General features: G+C 41.6%; 14 protein-coding genes and 2 rRNA genes. 9 read left to right on the forward strand and 7 right to left on the reverse strand.

Going from position 1 to position 17,110, the window contains the following annotated elements; translation table 11 throughout:
• Nucleotides 1-235: 235 nt before the first annotated feature.
• Both NSIN_RS04910 and NSIN_RS04915 read left to right on the forward strand, forming a co-directional pair.
• The gene (locus tag NSIN_RS04910; RefSeq protein ID WP_101009650.1) at nucleotides 236-877 is read left to right on the forward strand and encodes a hypothetical protein; all 642 of its coding nucleotides are present in this window, start codon (nucleotides 236-238) and stop codon (nucleotides 875-877) included.
• 84 nt (nucleotides 878-961) lie between these two features.
• Nucleotides 962-2,182 carry a S53 family peptidase gene (locus tag NSIN_RS04915; RefSeq protein WP_449289576.1) on the forward strand — a complete coding sequence of 407 codons (1,221 nt, stop codon included), beginning with the start codon at nucleotides 962-964 and terminating at the stop codon, nucleotides 2,180-2,182.
• A gap of 36 nt (nucleotides 2,183-2,218) precedes the next feature.
• On the opposite strand, the gene NSIN_RS04920 is transcribed toward NSIN_RS04915, so the two are convergent.
• The 3 genes from NSIN_RS04920 to NSIN_RS04930 form a co-directional block, all read right to left on the reverse strand.
• Nucleotides 2,219-2,950 (reverse strand): pentapeptide repeat-containing protein, encoded by a 732-nt coding sequence (locus NSIN_RS04920; protein ID WP_101009652.1) that lies wholly within the window; start codon nucleotides 2,948-2,950, stop codon nucleotides 2,219-2,221.
• Nucleotides 2,951-3,099: 149 nt separating this feature from the next.
• A complete protein-coding gene (locus tag NSIN_RS04925) occupies nucleotides 3,100-3,849 on the reverse strand; it encodes a hypothetical protein (protein ID WP_101009653.1) in 750 nt (249 codons plus the stop codon).
• Nucleotides 3,850-3,925: 76 nt separating this feature from the next.
• A complete protein-coding gene (locus NSIN_RS04930; RefSeq protein ID WP_101009654.1) occupies nucleotides 3,926-4,222 on the reverse strand; it encodes a winged helix-turn-helix domain-containing protein in 297 nt (98 codons plus the stop codon).
• Between the two features lie 94 nt (nucleotides 4,223-4,316).
• Between NSIN_RS04930 and NSIN_RS04935 the strand changes: the two genes are divergently transcribed.
• Genes NSIN_RS04935 through NSIN_RS04940 form a run of 3 tightly spaced genes read left to right on the forward strand, consistent with a single transcriptional unit; the run spans nucleotide 4,317 to nucleotide 5,647 of the window.
• Complete coding sequence (locus NSIN_RS04935) at nucleotides 4,317-4,763, forward strand: MarR family winged helix-turn-helix transcriptional regulator (RefSeq protein ID WP_165775245.1); 447 nt, start codon at nucleotides 4,317-4,319, stop codon at nucleotides 4,761-4,763.
• A 38-nt stretch (nucleotides 4,764-4,801) separates the two neighbouring features.
• A complete protein-coding gene (locus NSIN_RS09450) occupies nucleotides 4,802-4,972 on the forward strand; it encodes a hypothetical protein (protein WP_165775246.1) in 171 nt (56 codons plus the stop codon).
• Between the two features lie 30 nt (nucleotides 4,973-5,002).
• Complete coding sequence (locus NSIN_RS04940; RefSeq protein WP_101009656.1) at nucleotides 5,003-5,647, forward strand: DUF2203 family protein; 645 nt, start codon at nucleotides 5,003-5,005, stop codon at nucleotides 5,645-5,647.
• 156 nt (nucleotides 5,648-5,803) lie between these two features.
• On the opposite strand, the gene NSIN_RS04945 is transcribed toward NSIN_RS04940, so the two are convergent.
• Nucleotides 5,804-6,109: a hypothetical protein gene (locus NSIN_RS04945; RefSeq protein WP_245871907.1), complete on the reverse strand. Its 306-nt coding sequence runs from the start codon at nucleotides 6,107-6,109 to the stop codon at nucleotides 5,804-5,806.
• Nucleotides 6,110-6,174: 65 nt separating this feature from the next.
• Here NSIN_RS04945 and NSIN_RS04950 point away from each other — a divergent pair, with 65 nt between their 5' ends.
• Nucleotides 6,175-8,373: a CDC48 family AAA ATPase gene (locus NSIN_RS04950; protein WP_101009658.1), complete on the forward strand. Its 2,199-nt coding sequence runs from the start codon at nucleotides 6,175-6,177 to the stop codon at nucleotides 8,371-8,373.
• 9 nt (nucleotides 8,374-8,382) lie between these two features.
• On the opposite strand, the gene NSIN_RS04955 is transcribed toward NSIN_RS04950, so the two are convergent.
• A complete protein-coding gene (locus NSIN_RS04955) occupies nucleotides 8,383-9,060 on the reverse strand; it encodes a hypothetical protein (protein ID WP_101009659.1) in 678 nt (225 codons plus the stop codon).
• A 107-nt stretch (nucleotides 9,061-9,167) separates the two neighbouring features.
• On the opposite strand from NSIN_RS04955, the gene NSIN_RS04965 reads away from it, so the two are divergent.
• Nucleotides 9,168-9,881, forward strand: coding sequence for a PAC2 family protein (locus NSIN_RS04965; protein WP_101009660.1), 714 nt, complete (start codon nucleotides 9,168-9,170; stop codon nucleotides 9,879-9,881).
• 36 nt (nucleotides 9,882-9,917) lie between these two features.
• Here NSIN_RS04965 and NSIN_RS04970 read toward each other — a convergent pair whose 3' ends face one another.
• Both NSIN_RS04970 and NSIN_RS04975 read right to left on the reverse strand, forming a co-directional pair.
• Nucleotides 9,918-10,412 (reverse strand): hypothetical protein, encoded by a 495-nt coding sequence (locus NSIN_RS04970; RefSeq protein ID WP_101009661.1) that lies wholly within the window; start codon nucleotides 10,410-10,412, stop codon nucleotides 9,918-9,920.
• 99 nt (nucleotides 10,413-10,511) lie between these two features.
• Nucleotides 10,512-11,819, reverse strand: a complete 1,308-nt coding sequence (locus NSIN_RS04975; RefSeq protein ID WP_394340808.1) for an aspartate aminotransferase family protein — start codon at nucleotides 11,817-11,819, stop codon at nucleotides 10,512-10,514.
• 299 nt (nucleotides 11,820-12,118) lie between these two features.
• On the opposite strand from NSIN_RS04975, the gene NSIN_RS04980 reads away from it, so the two are divergent.
• Both NSIN_RS04980 and NSIN_RS04985 read left to right on the forward strand, forming a co-directional pair.
• Nucleotides 12,119-13,588 (forward strand): 16S ribosomal RNA (locus tag NSIN_RS04980).
• 156 nt (nucleotides 13,589-13,744) lie between these two features.
• A 23S ribosomal RNA gene (locus tag NSIN_RS04985) occupies nucleotides 13,745-16,742 on the forward strand.
• Together the 16S and 23S rRNA genes form the textbook arrangement of a ribosomal RNA operon.
• The last annotated feature ends 368 nt before the right edge of the window (nucleotides 16,743-17,110 follow it).

The raw sequence follows: 17,110 nt of genomic DNA on the forward strand, positions 1-17,110 counted from the left end.
GATTCTTTTGCACCTTCGTATCCTCGAACTCCCAACTCGGTGCCTTTTTCAATGCCTTTTTTTTCCAAGGTCTATTCCCTTTTCGGCTCCCTTCTTGGCAACCTCTTTGGCAACGCCTTTGGCTTTGTCTATTAGTCCCATTGCTCCAAGTAACGCTTCAAAATATTTAGGCTTTGCAGAGAAATCATACTATTACGACTTGATCTTTAAATATACAGTACTGGAAAACGATTACATGAAAATAACTTCAATCTTACTTTTGGCTTTGACACTTTCACTTGTACTACCAATTGGATTTTCTGGTGTATATGCAGAAAATGAGGGAAATGATAATCAAACAAAATCACCTGATGAAAACCAGACAAGATCTGGTGAAAATGATACTGGGATGGCAACAATGCCAAATCTAAATGGAACAAACGTTGGTCAAGAAATCTCTGATTTTGTTCATAATGCTACTACCATATTCCAACAACAAAAGGTTGAAAATATTCAAGCGATAAAGGATTGTCATGAACAGATGAAGACTGCTGCACCTGAAAATAGGACTCAGATAATTGACCAATGCCATGCTACTCTTAAGACCATTCAAGAAAAATATCAAGATCTGAGAACTCAATTCAATAATCTGTTCAAACAATTTGGAAAAAATTTGATGACTCTCAAACATGATGCTGAAGGCTCTAAGATATCTGACGATGACAGAAATAACGCAATAAAGGGAATAAACGATGATGCTGCCAAACACAAGATACATGATCTTAACATGACTGGTTTGGCAAAAGGGCTCAAAGAACATGGTAAGATGGGTGTTGGAGAGGAAAGACACATGTCCAACGCTACTGATGAATCTGAGATGCACGGAAAACACGGGTAATCTATATAGGCACTTGAGTGTCTTGTTGTAACTGGTAGTAATTCTTAATAATCATGCAAAAAGATTTTGCATGTGTACCGTGATATTGCAAAAACAAGTCTTCTTAGTATGATGTTGTTTTTGTCTTTGATTTCATTCTCATTTTCAAGCTCATCTGATATGGCATATGCTGAAAAAAATACTGTAAAAGGACCACCTGATACATGGGAAGGACATCCGCCTATTCATGTAAAGAGAGAAGCAGCTGCATCTCCTACTGGCATTACACCTGCTCAAATTAGATATGCATATGGATTTGAGAAATTGACTTGTTCATACACTGGAACTTTTGGTAGTTCCAATCTGTGTGGATATGGTCAGACAATAGCAATTGTAGATGCTTATGATGATCCTAATGCTCAAAAAGACCTTACAACCTTTAGTACAAAATTTGGATTACCTGCTTGCACTAACCTAAATGGATGTTTTACTAAAGTAATGTCTAATGGTCCTACAAAGTCTGATCATGGTTGGGCATTAGAAGAATCACTTGATGTACAATGGGCACATGCAATAGCTCCTGGTGCAAAGATAATTTTGGTGGAATCCAAGTCTGCTAACTTTCCTGATTTGATGAATGCTGTAGATTATGCTGTAGGGAAGGGAGCAAATCAAGTCTCCATGAGTTGGGGTGGTTCGGAATTTTCATCCGAGTTAAGTTATGATTCTCATTTTAACAAAAATAACATAAGCTTCTTTGCATCATCTGGCGATAGTGGTAATGGTACCATGTATCCTGCAGTATCTCCTTATGTCATAGCCGTTGGAGGAACTACGCTCAATGTAGATAATCTTGGAAATGTATCAAGTGAGACTGGATGGAGCGGAAGCGGAGGAGGAACAAGTATCTATGAAGCAGAGCAACCATATCAGATCAATTATGGTATTCTAAGTGACAATAAACGCGCAATACCTGATGTATCATATGATGGAGACCCAAGTACTGGTGTTCCGGTATATGACAGTCTTGGTTATCAGGGAACAAAAGGGTGGTTCCAAGTGGGTGGTACTAGTGCTGGTGCTCCACAATGGGCTGCCTTGTCTGCAATTGTAAACAGTCAGCGACCAAGTCCGATGTCCTCTATATCGTATGGCACCAACACTCTAGTATATGGTGGTGCAACTGGAATAAACTATCCAAGCGACTTTAGAGATATAGTATCTGGAAGTAACGGAGGGTTTGTTGCAGGTACTGGATATGATCTTGTGACTGGAGTAGGTAGTCCACTTTCAAATGGCCTAGTGTCATATATGCTGACTCATTAAATTCTTGAGTTGGATATCTGCACTAGTTGTATTTCTTTAACCGATGCATATCTGGTGACCATGGCATGAAAGGTCTGCTCCAGCTGTATCAAGTCCACCTACATTGGCTCCACTTAGATTTGCCTGTGCCAGGCTACCTCCTGCAAGGTCGGAGTTGTGAAGATCTGCATCTTGCAAGTTTGCTCCTGTAAAGTCTGCTCCCAAAAGTTCTGCTTGTGACATGTCCACGTCCTGCAAATTTGCGTCTAGAAAATTAGCAAGCTCTGATTTTGTTTGTGAAAAGACTACTCCTTGCAAGTTTGCATCTTCAAAGTTGACGCTTGGAAATATAGATCCAGTTATCTTGGCACCGCGAAGGTCTGCACCTTCTAGATTTGAATGATAAAAGTTGATTCCTCGAAGGTCTGCACCTCGAAGGTCTGCATATGACAAGTCAGCACTTGCAATGACTGAACCTCTCAGAGTTGCATTCTGCAAGTTAGCATGGGATAGATTGACATTGTAAATGTCTGCACTTGTAAAGATACTACCTGACAGGTTTGCACCTTTGAGACTCTTGTCATGGATTACAAGTCCATATGTTGTACAGTTTGTCAAATCTGAATTGACTGAAAAATTGTATGGGCAGAACTTTGTCTGTGTATGGGTGGATGTTCTCATTGTAGAACTATTGTATGGGGTATAATCTGCAGCAAATACTGTCATTTGACTTGTTGGTAGGGCAAGTGCAATTGCTAAAAATAAAATTATTTTGTAGTTTGCTTGCATTGTTAGGGCAAGCTAATTGATAATATTTAATTTGTCTGAGAGAAATATTTTCTGAAAACATATTTTAATTCTAACAATGTGGAATGATGTTTTAATTTCATCAGAGATTTCGTTGGAAATTATTGTTGTAAAAAATCTCCGTCCTTGTTTTACGGGTAACAGTCAAATGTTCCAGGGGGAGGATTTTTCATTCTATCCTGGAAATCTTGTGCGGCATATTTTGTGTCAACTGAATATGGTATCACGCCGAAGATGGGGGCATCGACTAATGTTGTTATAGTTGCCTTGGAAGGATCAAACGGAAGGCTCTCGTTTGCAATCTGGGTTGCGGCTTCTTTGTTTATGGAAAAGATTCCGTTTAGAATTGCTGCTGATTTTGGTGATAGAGTAACCCCTTGCATCGTAGCATTTTCTATCTCTTTTGATTCGTACATGGCTATTATCTTATAGTTGGCAAATGTTGCTGGAAAATACGATGGATTGCATGCATCAGATTGAATGCCAAGCTGAGTGTCTGAAATTACTACCTGTTGACCATGATGAGGACGAAATTGGAGACTGTTTACAGCATAGATGTCTAGTCCTACATATGCAACAAGAACAATTGCAATTATGATTCCAACAGTGGCGTATTTTTTTGCAGGTGATCTTACAGGCTTGGTTGTATCATCACTAGTTGAAACGCTTGGAACTGATTCTGGAGTCTCAGTGGTGGTGTTAGTTTTGGTCTCGTCTACTATGGTATCTGGATTTGGAGCAAGGCTTTCTACGTATTGATGATCTTCAAAAGAGACTGGTTCTTCATTTTTTATTGCTGACAGGATATTTTGTAATCTTGTAATATCGCCTTTCTGGGCTTTAATCAATTCCTCTATGATTGCAATTAGATCTTCTGGCATTCATTGCAAGACTAGGTGCTCTTAATTTAAAGCAAGTGATGTTATGTTGACAAAAAAATGATTTGAATTGGTTGTTCTAGTATCTTATTTTGATCTCTTGAACAACCTGGAGAAACTTTTGCATTTCTTGGTAGAACTTGATTCCTTTTTCAGTGATGACAAAATAACGACTCTTCTTGTCCTCTCTTGATTCCATCAATCCAAAATCTATCAACTTTTGACATTTCTCCATGGCTGTATAGTGTGAAAGGTTTGCTCTACGAGCTATTGTTGAGATTATTGTACCTTCCATGCCGTACTCCATAGTGATTTGCAATACTTCTGCAATTATTCCAACTTCAGAGCGATATTGTTGTTTTAGACTTACTGCCATCTAAATTAACTCCGTTGAGTTTGTTTTTCTTTTCATATCAAAGTTGTAGAACAAGGTCTATATAATCATTAGGAATCTAATGATTAGAAATCAAATGAAAACCTTTGACTATGAAAACAGTGTAGGTTTTGTGGTATATGCTGCATCAAAAGTGATACAGAAAGCATATGATGTTGAATTACGAAATAAAGCAGGTATTACCATCACCCAGGCAAAGATAATTTTTGCATTGTATGCCCAGTCTGGTTCCACATTGAGAGAACTTGCAGATAAGATAGGTGTTGAAAGCCCTACACTTGTTCCTGTTATTGATAAAATGGAAGAAGATGGGTATGTGAAAAGAAAACCTGATTCAAAAGATAGGAGGATAAAGAGAATATTCACAACACCCAAGGCTGACAGACTATGGGATTCTATGATGGATTGTGCATCTCAGGTTCGCAAGGTATCAACCACAAGTCTTTCAGAGCAAGAGGTCCAGTCTGCAATAAGGACTATACGCAAAATATCTAAAAATCTCTCTGAATATCTGGGAGAATAATCAAATCCATATTTAGCAGTAGTACCAATTATGATATGATGGCAATACGGTCTATCGGAAGAGTTTTGGTATTGGTTGCAAGTGGAATTGCCATAGTGGTAGTTGGCGGATTCATGATTGGTGCTGTTGCAAAGCTGTATCTGCCTGGAAGGAAAAAAGACAAACACAAACCTCCTGAAAAACTCTACGAGCGTAAAAAAACAGATTAATATTAAACTTAAAAATTTTTCATATTGCTCATGTCGCAAACACAGGCTGATTCCAAGTTACAATCAATAAAATATTTCAATCCATCCCGATCTGTTCAAGAAGCAAATTCTCTAATTCCAAAGGTAGCAGATCTTGTAGAAAAATATCAAAAAACTTTACTGACCTGGAAAAAAGAAAATGATACAATCCAGCATGCATCTGACTTGCTTTGGGACTTGGCACGAATAGCGGCAATAAAATCTGGCAAGCAAAACACATGGGATGCAGCATGGAATTTTGCATGGAAGGAAGCAAGCTATGCAGCACGTACCAATTTTGGTTGGTATGGAAACGAGTTTGTTTCAGGTGAGACTGTAAAAGATGCTGCTCATGATGCTGCAAAATATGCAGCAAGATATGCAGTTTTTGAATCTGTCAAGGAAAAATTAGGAGGAGTAAATCCGTTTGAATATATAATTGAGTTATATCTCATGGGGCTCAGGCCTACTTATTTTAGAAAAATAGGTGACACGGAACAATTTGTAATTGATTTTCCGCTAAAACTTGATGGCAAAAATGTGCTGGGATGCTATCTTTATGGCGACAAGGAAATATCATTTACCCACAACTGGATTGAATATTGCACAAATCTAAAACATCTGAACAATCCTGATACAAAGAGATCTTTTGTATAAAAGAAACGCATTTTTTAAGTACTATTATTTTGTATCATACATCATGTGCGAAATGCTTGATGAAATTGAAGTCGAGTACATGAGAATGGCTCTTAGCAGAGCACGAAAGGCAATGCAGCAACCTATACAAGAAGAGAAACTTCAAACTGCGGTTGCTTAATAATTCCACTCGTTGCTAATTCCGTTCCATAAAGAGCGGAAGGGTTTTGCATCTGCAGAGATCTCGTCTTTGACTCTATGTTCTATTGAAAAATACATGTTCTCAAGTGTATCAACACCGCCGTCTGCAAACAACTCTTGTCCTATCTGCTTGATTCTTTCTTCTTTTGTGGTATAGTCTGAGGCATCTGAATTTTGAATACAGTATGTTATTAGATCATACAATTCTTCTTCAAGATATGCATCCAATCTATACTTGCGATATTGTTTACTGTATAAAAGTCCAGGTGATATTGTGAGCATGGTATGCTTGCATCAAGTACGAATCATCCAAAAGGTATAACAAGACATGCATATTCAAGATAATCATAGCCCAAAATTCAATTCAACTAAAAATATTGGAAGCATACACTAGGGATGTTGGCCGAGGAGTAACACGCATTGATTATGAATCAATGGATGCACTTGGGGCAGCAACTGGTGATATATTAGAGATCACCGGAAAGCGAAGATCTGTAGCACGGTGCTTGCCATTGTATCCGTCTGATGAGGGAAAAGGAATTCTGAGAATTGACGGACTTGGACGAAACAATACTGGAGTAGGAATTGGTGATACTGTAACTGTTAGAAAAATCAAGGCAGTACCTGCAGAAAAGGTAACAGTAGCACCACTTGATTCTATACCTCCAATAGATGAAAGATATCTTACTGATTCTCTTGAAAATATTCCTTTAGTAAAAGGTGATAATATCATGGTGCCTTACTTTGGTGGCAGACTGACATTTCAGGTAATTGGCATAACGCCTTCTTCTGATGCTGTACTTGTTACACCCAAGACCGAATTCCACATTGCTGAAAAAGGTGAGAGTGTAAGAGGTGTACCACAAGTATCGTATGAAGACATTGGTGGAATGTCAGATGAGATAAAAAAAGTTAGGGAGATGATTGAACTTCCTATGAGACATCCTGAAATATTTGAAAAACTAGGAGTTGAAGCACCAAAAGGTGTATTGTTATATGGTGTTCCTGGAACTGGAAAGACACTTCTTGCTAAAGCAGTTGCAAATGAAACTAATGCTCACTTTATCAGCATATCCGGGCCTGAGATAATGAGCAAGTTCTATGGTGAAAGTGAAGCAAGATTGAGGGAAATTTTCAAGGAGGCAAAAGAAAAGGCGCCTTCAATCATATTTGTAGATGAAATTGATTCTATTGCACCAAAAAGAGAAGAAGTAACAGGAGAGGTGGAACGTAGAGTTGTTTCACAAATGTTGTCATTAATGGACGGTCTTGAAGGTAGAGGCAAAGTAATTGTCATTGCTGCTACAAACAGACCAAATGCATTAGACCCGGCTCTTAGAAGGCCTGGAAGATTTGACAGAGAAATTGAGATCAAAGTACCGGATAAAAAAGGAAGACAAGAGATATTGCTTATACACACACGAAATATGCCCTTGAGTGATGACATTAACTTGGAAAAAATTGCCGGTTCAAGTCATGGATATGTGGGCGCTGATCTTGAATATTTGTGCAAAGAGGCTGCAATGAAATGCTTGAGAAGACTGTTGCCTGAAATTAATCTCTCTGAAGAAAAGATTCCTCCGGAGACACTTGACAAACTAATTGTAAACTCTGATGACTTCCAACTTGCATTTCGTGATGTTACACCAGCAGGAATGCGTGAAGTGTACATTGAGACACCTGACATTAAATGGGATGAAATTGGAGGACTGGAAAATGTAAAAAGAGAACTCCAGGAAGCAGTAGAGTGGCCAATGAAATATCCTGGCCTTTATTCACAACTTGGATATCGCATGCCGCGTGGCATCTTATTGCATGGTCCAAGTGGTACAGGTAAAACACTTCTTGCAAAAGCTGTAGCTACTGAGAGTGAGGCAAATTTCATCTCTGTCAAGGGACCTGAATTGCTATCTAAATGGATTGGAGAATCAGAGCGTGGAATTCGAGAGATATTTCGAAGGGCAAGACAATCTTCACCATGTGTCATATTCTTTGATGAAATTGATTCCATTACTCCAATTAGGGGAATGGGTGAAAGCTCTACAACTGAAAAAGTTGTCAGTCAGTTATTGACTGAGATGGATGGAATTACAACACTAAATGGAGTTGTAGTAATTGCTGCAACAAACAGAGCAGACATGATTGACCCTGCACTTCTCAGACCTGGCAGATTTGACAAAATAATTGTAGTTCCAATTCCAGACAAGGAAGGAAGATTGAAGATACTTGAAATCAGTTCCAAGGACATCCCGATGGAAAAAGAGATGGGAACGCCAAACGGACTAAATCCTGATTATGTTGACTTGGCAAAGATTGCGGAGATGACAGAAGGAATGAGTGGTGCTGATGTTGCATCTATTGCAAATACTGCAGCATCCATTGTATTGCATCACTTTGTTGACCAGTATCCAGATCCAAAGGATGCAGAAAAACAAGTAGATGTTGCCAAAGTCAAGATGAGAGACTTTGAAGAAGCAGTCAAGAAAGTCAAGATACAAAAAGAACTAAAGATTGGACAAAAGGTAACAGTATCTCACTTTAGGTAAGTTTCCAATCTAGTTTCTATATCTTCTAAAGTTATTTGATCTAGGTTCTCTTTTCTGAAATTCTTTTTTCTGGTATTTTTTGTTATGATATGTTCTGTCGCTTTCCGGGGTGGGTTTTGGCAAATTAAAAAATTCTGATGGCACAAGCCATGTCTCCTGATAGTCTCGATTTTTCTCAACAAACAGCATACCGAGTTTGTATTTTAGTGCCATGTCTGAAATTAAATCAGACAGTGATCCTTTTTGCAAAACATATGGCAGTTCCATGATGTCAGTGGCCACAAGTATTCTGGTACTGGGTATCTCTTTTTTTCTATCAAAAATGTCTTTTTTAATGTCTAACAATACATCTCTTGTAATCTCTGGCTGGACCAGAACGCAGATTGTTCTTTTTTCTTTTCTTGCAACCAAATCAAATCTGTATTGTGCGTCAAAATCATTGTCTGGCATATCTTGTTTTACATTCCACTGCATGTCCATCAGGTACTCTGAAACAATGTCTGTAATCATGTCTATCTCAAATGGGTCTCTTGTAAACTCTATCTTCTTTTGGGCCTTTTGCAATGAAGCAAAATAATCATCAACTGTATGTTTTGGGTATTTGGAAATCTTGTCTTTCATGAAAATTGCATTAAGTAAGGTCTTGTTTTCTTGCCATGTGCTAAAGGGATCTCTTACTTCGCTCATGAAGCATCACTTGTATCCCCCGTAAATAATCGCTCTCACACGTGGTATGGTTCTGGAAACATGTGTTTTAGACAAGGTATTAATCATAAAAGACCGCATGGTCATGTGTGGATTTTATCCAAAAAGGTGATCCAGACATCTCTAAACCTCTGTTGATTGCAGCAATGCAAGACATGGGAGATGTTGGAAGCATTGTAATTGATTTCATAAATTCAAATCTAAGTACATCTGTATTTCGTGAGGTACATCCCTCGTATCCTGCATATGTGATTGATAATGGTGGGTATATTGACATTCCAGAAGAAAAGTGGGATTATAGGTATGCAAAAGATATCGTTGTTTTTGGCGGAGGCTCAGGGCAGCCTTCATCTACTGAAGAACTAAATGTTCTCTGTCAAGATGTCATAAATGTTGCAAAAAAATATTCTGTGAGATTTATTTACACCCTTGGTGGATTTCACACAAAAAGCCCAATACAAGGAGAGCCAAAGACATTTGTCACTACAACATCAAAGGAACTAACTGATCAAGTAAAAAAACTTGGAATACTGACAACACCTGAAGCTTCTATCATCACTGGGTTTAATGGATTGATACTTGGATTTGCAAAGATGAATGGAATACAGGGAATAGGGTTGTATGCTGAACTTAACCAACCAAAACTTCCGCAATATCGTTCTGCAAAGAGTATAATCAAGACACTTGAAAAATTAACTTACCGTAAATTTGGAGATACTTCTGAGCTTGATTCCATGGCAAAAGATGTGGAAGAGCACAGTCATGGCAAAAATTTTGATTCTGATCAGAGCTATTCGATGTAATATAATAAAACAAGATGTATTCCAATCTCTGTATTGTTACAGATGGATTGGTCTTAGTCTAGTTACTGTAACTAGAGCAACAATTGATATTGCTAGAACTATTGCAGCTACTGGTCCAAATTCTGGTACTATTGTTGTACCTACAATTGAGATGTTCTCTGTAAGAGGTCCAATTGGTATTGACACCATCGTATCTCCAGTTTCATTTGTAGTGGTATAGTTTGTAATTATTTGACCGTCTTCAAAAACTGCAATAAACGGGCCTCCGATGAGTCCTGTTGGTAGTTTTAGAATCAGGGTACTGTTAGTGTCTGTCTTACCTACAAGTACAAAGTCTATGGATTTGTCCTTTGTAGATACTGATGTACTTACTATATCCTTGACAGATGAATACTGCACGTCATATGTTGTGGCTCCGTCTCCTGCATCTTTTCCTACGTTTGATATTGTCTTGTATTCTTGGGCAAAGGATGATGATGCCATTGGAGCAAGCAAAATTATGACTACTGCAACTATTGCTATTTTGAGCATACTTGAAATCTTAATGTTTGACTAGTTAATGAGCTTGGCTAATTTTTTTTACCAACGGGTTCGAAATCTATGCAGGGGAGAGAGTTATGTTACCTAGACCTACATTGATTCTGCAAATCTTTCTGAGGCCTCTAGCAATTTCTTGATGTCTGCTTCTGTATGTGCGTTTGATATGGCCCCAAGTTTTCCAGGAAGGAAAAATATTCCGTCTCTTGCAATCATCTCAAAATGATACTTTTTGAGAATTGATGTGTTGCATCTTGCAGCGTCTTCTGCATTTGTGATATCTGTTACGCCATTTTGCAAAAAGTGGGGCATGAAAAGAGAGCCCATTCCAGTCACTGTTACCTTGTCTTGAAATATTTTTGTCAATTCCTTTCTTGTTTGCTCTCCAAACTTTCCAATCTTTTTGTATAGTGGTCCCGAGTTTTTCTTTAAAAATTCCAACATTGCCTTTCCTGATGTCATTGTCATCGGGTTGGCAGAAAAGGTGCCTCCTCCGATATATGATCTATCCAGTCTCTTGTTTGAATTAATATCTGTAATTTTCATTATCTCGTCTTTTCCACAAATTACTCCTATTGGGAATCCGCCTCCCGTTATTTTTCCAAGTGTTACAATATCTGGATCAAGATTCATGGTATTGTACAAGCATCCAAATCGGAATCTAAATCCGGTTACAATTTCATCTAGAATAAATATTGAATTATTTTTGTGGATAAACTCCTGGACTCCTGTGAGATATTCTTTTGTTGCAGGTATGCACCCTGCACCTCCCAGGACTGGCTCTATTATTACACCTGCAAGATCATCTTTGACTGATTCCAGGATTGATAATGATTTTTCCAAGTTATTGTACGGGATTGAAACTATGTGTGCTTCATCTGTGAGGCCTGCACTCTCTGTTTGATCAAATGGATAGTTGACTGACTTGAGAAGGTCAGTTGTATAACCATGCCAGCCTCCGTCAATTTTTGCAATTATTTTTCTTCCTGTCTTTGCTCTTGCAATTCTTGTTGCATACATTGTTGCCTCTGTACCTGTTGAGACGTATCGAATCTTTTCTGCAACAGGGACTGCCTTTTGTATGACTTCTGAAAATTCTATGGTATTTGCATTTACAGTTCCATGCATCCAACAATTGTTTATCTGTTTTTTGACTTCGCCTGTAATCTTTGGTGCGACATGTCCCAATATGAGACTCCAGTGACCCATCCAATAATCTGTATACTTGTTACCGTCTACATCGATTAGATACTTGCCTTTTGCAGACTTTGTAACAAACGGATATGGTTCAAAGAATCGAATGTTATGTGAGACTCCGCTTATGTGGTATTTTTTTGATCTCTCAAACATCTTTGCGGATTTTTTAGTATGCTTCTTGTAGATATCTAAGGAAGACTGCAAGTAGCAATTCTTGGTACTTTGTTTAATATTAGTGATCGGAAAAAAATCGGGTTTTGTGTATGGTTTATATTATTTCCTTTTGATCCCCACTTTGCATACGTAACAGCAAGGCGGCGCTTGTGATGATGTTTGGTAGTGTACCAGTTTGTGATTCACAGGCCTCCAGTTACGCATACAACATGTGGGTTTGATCAAAAGATCTTATCCGAAGTTTGAAGAAAGTGTGTGCAATCCACCAATTTCCAATAAATATTACGTCTTACTTCGACGCGTACTGAAATATGTACGAACAAAAACAGAATCCGGTTGATCCTGCCGGACCTGACTGCTATCGGATTGGTACTAAGCCATGCGAGTCATTGTAGCAATACAAGGCGGACGGCTCAGTAACACGTAGTCAACCTAACTCGTGGACGTGGATAACCTCGGGAAACTGAGAATAAACCGCGATAGACCATAGTGCCTGGAATGGCCTATGATCAAAACAGTTTACTGCCATGGGATGGGACTGCGGCCTATCAGCTTGTTGGTGAGGTAATGGCCCACCAAGGCGATTACAGGTACGGGCTCTGAGAGGAGAAGCCCGGAGATGGGTACTGAGACACGGACCCAGGCCCTATGGGGCGCAGCAGGCGAGAAACCTTAGCAATGTGCGAAAGCACGACTGGGTCAGTCCGAGTGATTCCTGATGAAGGAGTCTTTTGCTTGTCCTAAAAGCACAGGTGAATAAGGGGTGGGCAAGTCTGGTGTCAGCCGCCGCGGTAATACCAGCACCTCGAGTGGTCAGGACGTTTATTGGGCCTAAAGCATCCGTAGCCGGCGCTGCAAGTCTTCGGTTAAATCCATCTGCTTAACAGATGGGCCGCTGGAGATACTACAGCGCTAGGGAGTGGGAGAGGCAGACGGTATTCAGTGGGTAGGGGTAAAATCCTCTGATCCATTGAGGACCACCAGTGGCGAAGGCGGTCTGCCAGAACACGTTCGACGGTGAGGGATGAAAGCTGGGGGAGCAAACCGGATTAGATACCCGGGTAGTCCCAGCTGTAAACGATGCAAACTCGGTGATGCATTGGCTTATGGCCAATGCAGTGCCGCAGGGAAGCCGTTAAGTTTGCCGCCTGGGAAGTACGGACGCAAGTCTGAAACTTAAAGGAATTGGCGGGGGAGCACCACAAGGGGTGAAGCCTGCGGTTCAATTGGAGTCAACGCCAGGAATCTTACCCGGGGAGACAGCAGAATGAAGGTCAAGCTGAAGACTTTACCAGACAAGCTGAGAGGAGGTGCATGGCCGTCGCCAGCTCGTGCCGTGAGGTGTCCTGTTAAGTCAGGTAACGAGCGAGATCCCTGCCCTTAGTTGCTGCAGTTACTCTCAGGAGTAGCTGGGCTAACTAAGGGGACCGCCACTGCTGAAGTGGAGGAAGGAGGGGGCCACGGCAGGTCAGTATGCCCCGAAACCCTGGGGCTACACGCGGGCTGCAATGATAGAGACAACGGGTCCCGAACTCGAAAGAGGGAGGCAATCCTTAAACTCTATCTCAGTTATGATTGAGGGCTGCAACTCGCCCTCATGAATATGGAATCCCTAGTAACCGCGCGTCATAACCGCGCAGTGAATACGTCCCTGCTCCTTGCACACACCGCCCGTCGCTTCATTGAAGTTGGGTTTGTGCGAGGTGACGCCTAATTGACGTCATCGAACACGAGTTTAGCAACAAGGGAGAAGTCGTAACAAGGTGACCGTAGGGGAACCTGCGGTCGGATCACCTCCTTAAAACATAATTGGGTTGTGTGGATTGACACACACTTTCTTCAACAAAAAAAGATGCAACTAGGCAAGAAATTGCTTAGTGAAGGACGTAGCTGGTACCTCTAACCAGGGGCTAGCAATGATCGTCGTGTATAGTCGTGTAATATTATGACTGAATATGCTGATGTGCCGACGCCAATAGAGGGATGGCTTGGCTTGAGAAGAGATGAAGGACGTGGCAAGCTGCGATAAGCTTAGGGTAGGTGCAGGCGACCTATGATCCTGAGATGTCCGAATTGGAATCCTATGCGTAAGCATACTCAATTACAATGGTAGTTGAGATCGAACCGTGGGAAGTGAAGCATCTGAGTACCACGTGGAAAAGAAATCAACAGAGATTTCCCAAGTAGCGGCGAGCGAAAAGGAAATAGCCCAAACTGAATCTGCCATGGTAACATGGTAGAGATGTGGTGTTGTTATGGTATTACGATCCTCAAATCAGAGCTTAAGTGGCCTGGAAAGGCCTGGCGAAGAAGGTGATACCCCCGTGAGCGAAGGAAGAGAGGATCTTACTATAACGTGAGTAGTTGTCCTTGGTAGTGGGCAATGAATTTAGGTGAAAGTAGCATCTAAGGCTAAATATTTCTCAAGACCGATAGCGGAGTAGTACCGCGAGGGAAAGCTGAAAAGTACCCCGGAAGGGGGGTGAAAAGTGCCTGAAATCTATTGGTTACAGACGTGCATGGCATGAAAGGGGTTTTTGTCAGATTGGAGGTTCTAGCAATAGGGCTGAAGGTCTGGCGTTCATAGCTCCAGTGTCATGCGTTCCGTCTAGAAACACGGGCCAGGGAGCTTACTGTTATGGCGAGCCTAAATCTGCAAAAGATGGAGGCGAAGGGAAACCAAGTTCCCGCAGTGAATAACGAGGGGAAGCGTGTGAAAGTGCGTAGAGTCATAGCGGTAAGGCTAGAAACCAGACGATCTATCCCTGAACAAGACGAAGTTGGGCGAAAGCCTGATGGAGGTCTGAAGCAGTTCTAACGTGCAATTTGTTTGTCTGATTTGGGGATAGGGGTCAAAAACCAATCTAGTCTGGTGATCGCTAGTTCCTAACGAAGTGTATCGCAGTACAGCCTTTATGGAGACAGCGTGTCTTGTAGAGCACCGATAGGGCATGTCGGGAGAGAAATCTTTCGCTGCCTATTCAAACTCCGAAGAGATGTGCGTCTAAGAAGTAAAGAGACGGATTTACGTGGCGTAAGGCTCGTAATCAAGAGGGGGACAACCCAGACTGAAGTTAAGGTCCCCAAGTTTTTGCTAAGTGTCAAACTGAAGGGCGTATTTAAGCCAAGACAGCAGGGAGGTAAGCTCAGAAGCAGCTATCCTTTAAAAAGTGCGTAACAGCTTACCTGCCGAGCTTGGATGCCCCAAAAATGGACGGGGCTAAAGCAAAGCACCGATACTTCAGATTGTTACCATAGGTAACACATGGTAGTTAGGCGTAGGGATTGGGTCGAAGCAGGGTCGTGAGATCCTGTGGACCGATTCCTATTGCAGATCCTGGCGGCAGTAACAGCATAGTGGAGTGAGAATCTCCACCATCGTAAGCGTAAGGGTTTCCCGGCAATGCGTCGTCAGCCGGGAGTTAGTCGATCCTAAGATCAACCTCAACAGAGTTGATCGAACGGGAAACTTGTTAATATTCAAGTACCTTATAGGTGCGTTATAATCTAGCATTCGCTTTCGGATAGGGCAAGCAGAACCATCGTTCTGTCTAAGTATTCAAGAGTTGGGGAGTGTCGCAATGACGAGAACCAACTCGAGATGCGAATGGCTTGGCGTTAGCTGAGTTTGCTCAAGTCCAAGAGACCATGAAAAAATGCGTAGTGAGTGGCCTGTAATGATCGTACCGAGATCCGACACAGGTGCGCTGGATGAGAAGTCTAAGATGTATCGGGTATACCGTAGGCGAGGGAACTCGGCAAAATAGTCCTGTACCTTTGGTATAAGGGATGCCTGCAGCGGTAATGTAGAATTGCCATCGCAGGTCGCAGTGACAAGGGGGTCCCGACTGTTTAATAAAAACACAGGTGACTGCTAGTCCGAAAGGATGCGTATAGTCACTGAATCCTGGCCAGTGCAGGTACCTAAAACTTGGGTTCAACTGAGCTAAGGGCCTGTAAACGCCGGGAGTAACTCTGACTCTCTTAAGGTAGCCAAATGCCTTGTCGGGTAAGTTCCGACGTGCATGAATGGAACAACGAGGGCCCCGCTGTCCCCGCCTACAACCCGGTGAAGCCACATAAGCTGGACGAACAGTCCAGCATCTTCCATCGGGGAGAGAAGACCCCGTGGAGTTTTACTGCAGCTTGTGCTTGCGGTATGGTGGAAATTGCATAGAGTAACTGGTAGCCATGCTAATGTTCTTTCGGGGACATTGGAAGCAAAAGTGTAACACCAGTCATTTTCCTTCGTACTGCTTACCCCATTAATTTGGGGGACAGGTGCAGGTGGGCAGTTCGGCTGGGGCGGCACCCCTTTGAAAAGATATCAAAGGGGCCCAAAGTTCGGTTCAAACGGGTCAGAAATCCGTTGAAGAGGGCAAGGCCACAAACTGGACTGACTGGATCTCCAAACGCACGGGATTCAGAGAAGAAATTCGGGCCTAGCGATCCATGACGTCCCCACTATTGGGGGCTCGTGGTGACAGAAAAATTACCCCAGGGATAACAGGCTCGTCGCGGGCGAGAGCTCCTATCGACCCCGCGGTTTGGTACCTCGATGTCGGCTTTTCCCATCCTGGCCCTGCAGCAGGGGCCAAGGGTGAGGCTGCTCGCCTATTAAAGGGGAACATGAGCTGGGTTTAGACCGTCGTGAGACAGGTCGGACTCTGCCTGATGGAAGCGTGGATACTTGAGGGGAAGTTGCTCCGAGTACGAGAGGAACAGAGCAGCGTGGCCTCTGGTTTAACGGTTGTCTGATAAGGCAGGCCGTGCAGCTAAGCCATTTAGGCTAACTCCTGAAAGCATCTAAGGAGGAAACCTATCCTGAGAAAAGGTATCCGGTCGTAAGACAAAGGGTGGCAGCAGAAGACTGCTTTGATAGAACAGCAGTGTATGCTCCAAGGTTCGCCGAGGGGCGAGCTGGCTGTTACTAACAACCCAATACATCAGTCAGTCATAATACATAGAGACTATACGCGACACAATCATACGTCATTTCTTTTTTAAATTTTATACACTTTATTTGTAAATCATGTTTCTAGTGTAAACTATAGAGCGATCATTTTTATGTCAGATCTGTGTGGTATACTAAGAATTGAGTAGCGTAGAACGAGTTCAGATTCACTGCGATTGTGGAATCTGTGGACATTTTACAGAAAAAGAATGTGTCCAAAAAGAATGTAAATGCTGCCTTAACTTTCATGTAAGGTCAGGGCCAAAATCAAATCAGCACGGAAAGAAATAGTTTTTTCTTTCTATATTTTGTTTGATATAATTTCTACGAAAGATATTTTATCTTTAAAGTACTTTTTTGCTTGTTG

This window comes from Candidatus Nitrosotalea sinensis, from assembly GCF_900143675.1.
GTDB classification, from domain to species: domain Archaea; phylum Thermoproteota; class Nitrososphaeria; order Nitrososphaerales; family Nitrosopumilaceae; genus Nitrosotalea; species Nitrosotalea sinensis.

Excerpts from the sequence above, each read along its gene's own strand:
- NSIN_RS04910 (WP_101009650.1), top strand. The coding sequence starts at position 236 with ATGAAAATAACTTCAATCTTACTTTTGGCTTTGACACTTTCACTTGTA.
- NSIN_RS04920 (WP_101009652.1), bottom strand. The coding sequence starts at position 2,950 with ATGCAAGCAAACTACAAAATAATTTTATTTTTAGCAATTGCACTTGCC.
- NSIN_RS04925 (WP_101009653.1), bottom strand. The coding sequence starts at position 3,849 with ATGCCAGAAGATCTAATTGCAATCATAGAGGAATTGATTAAAGCCCAG.
- NSIN_RS04930 (WP_101009654.1), bottom strand. The coding sequence starts at position 4,222 with ATGGCAGTAAGTCTAAAACAACAATATCGCTCTGAAGTTGGAATAATT.
- NSIN_RS04935 (WP_165775245.1), top strand. The coding sequence starts at position 4,317 with ATGAAAACCTTTGACTATGAAAACAGTGTAGGTTTTGTGGTATATGCT.
- NSIN_RS09450 (WP_165775246.1), top strand. The coding sequence starts at position 4,802 with ATGGCAATACGGTCTATCGGAAGAGTTTTGGTATTGGTTGCAAGTGGA.
- NSIN_RS04940 (WP_101009656.1), top strand. The coding sequence starts at position 5,003 with ATGTCGCAAACACAGGCTGATTCCAAGTTACAATCAATAAAATATTTC.
- NSIN_RS04945 (WP_245871907.1), bottom strand. The coding sequence starts at position 6,109 with ATGCTCACAATATCACCTGGACTTTTATACAGTAAACAATATCGCAAG.
- NSIN_RS04955 (WP_101009659.1), bottom strand. The coding sequence starts at position 9,060 with ATGAGCGAAGTAAGAGATCCCTTTAGCACATGGCAAGAAAACAAGACC.
- NSIN_RS04970 (WP_101009661.1), bottom strand. The coding sequence starts at position 10,412 with ATGCTCAAAATAGCAATAGTTGCAGTAGTCATAATTTTGCTTGCTCCA.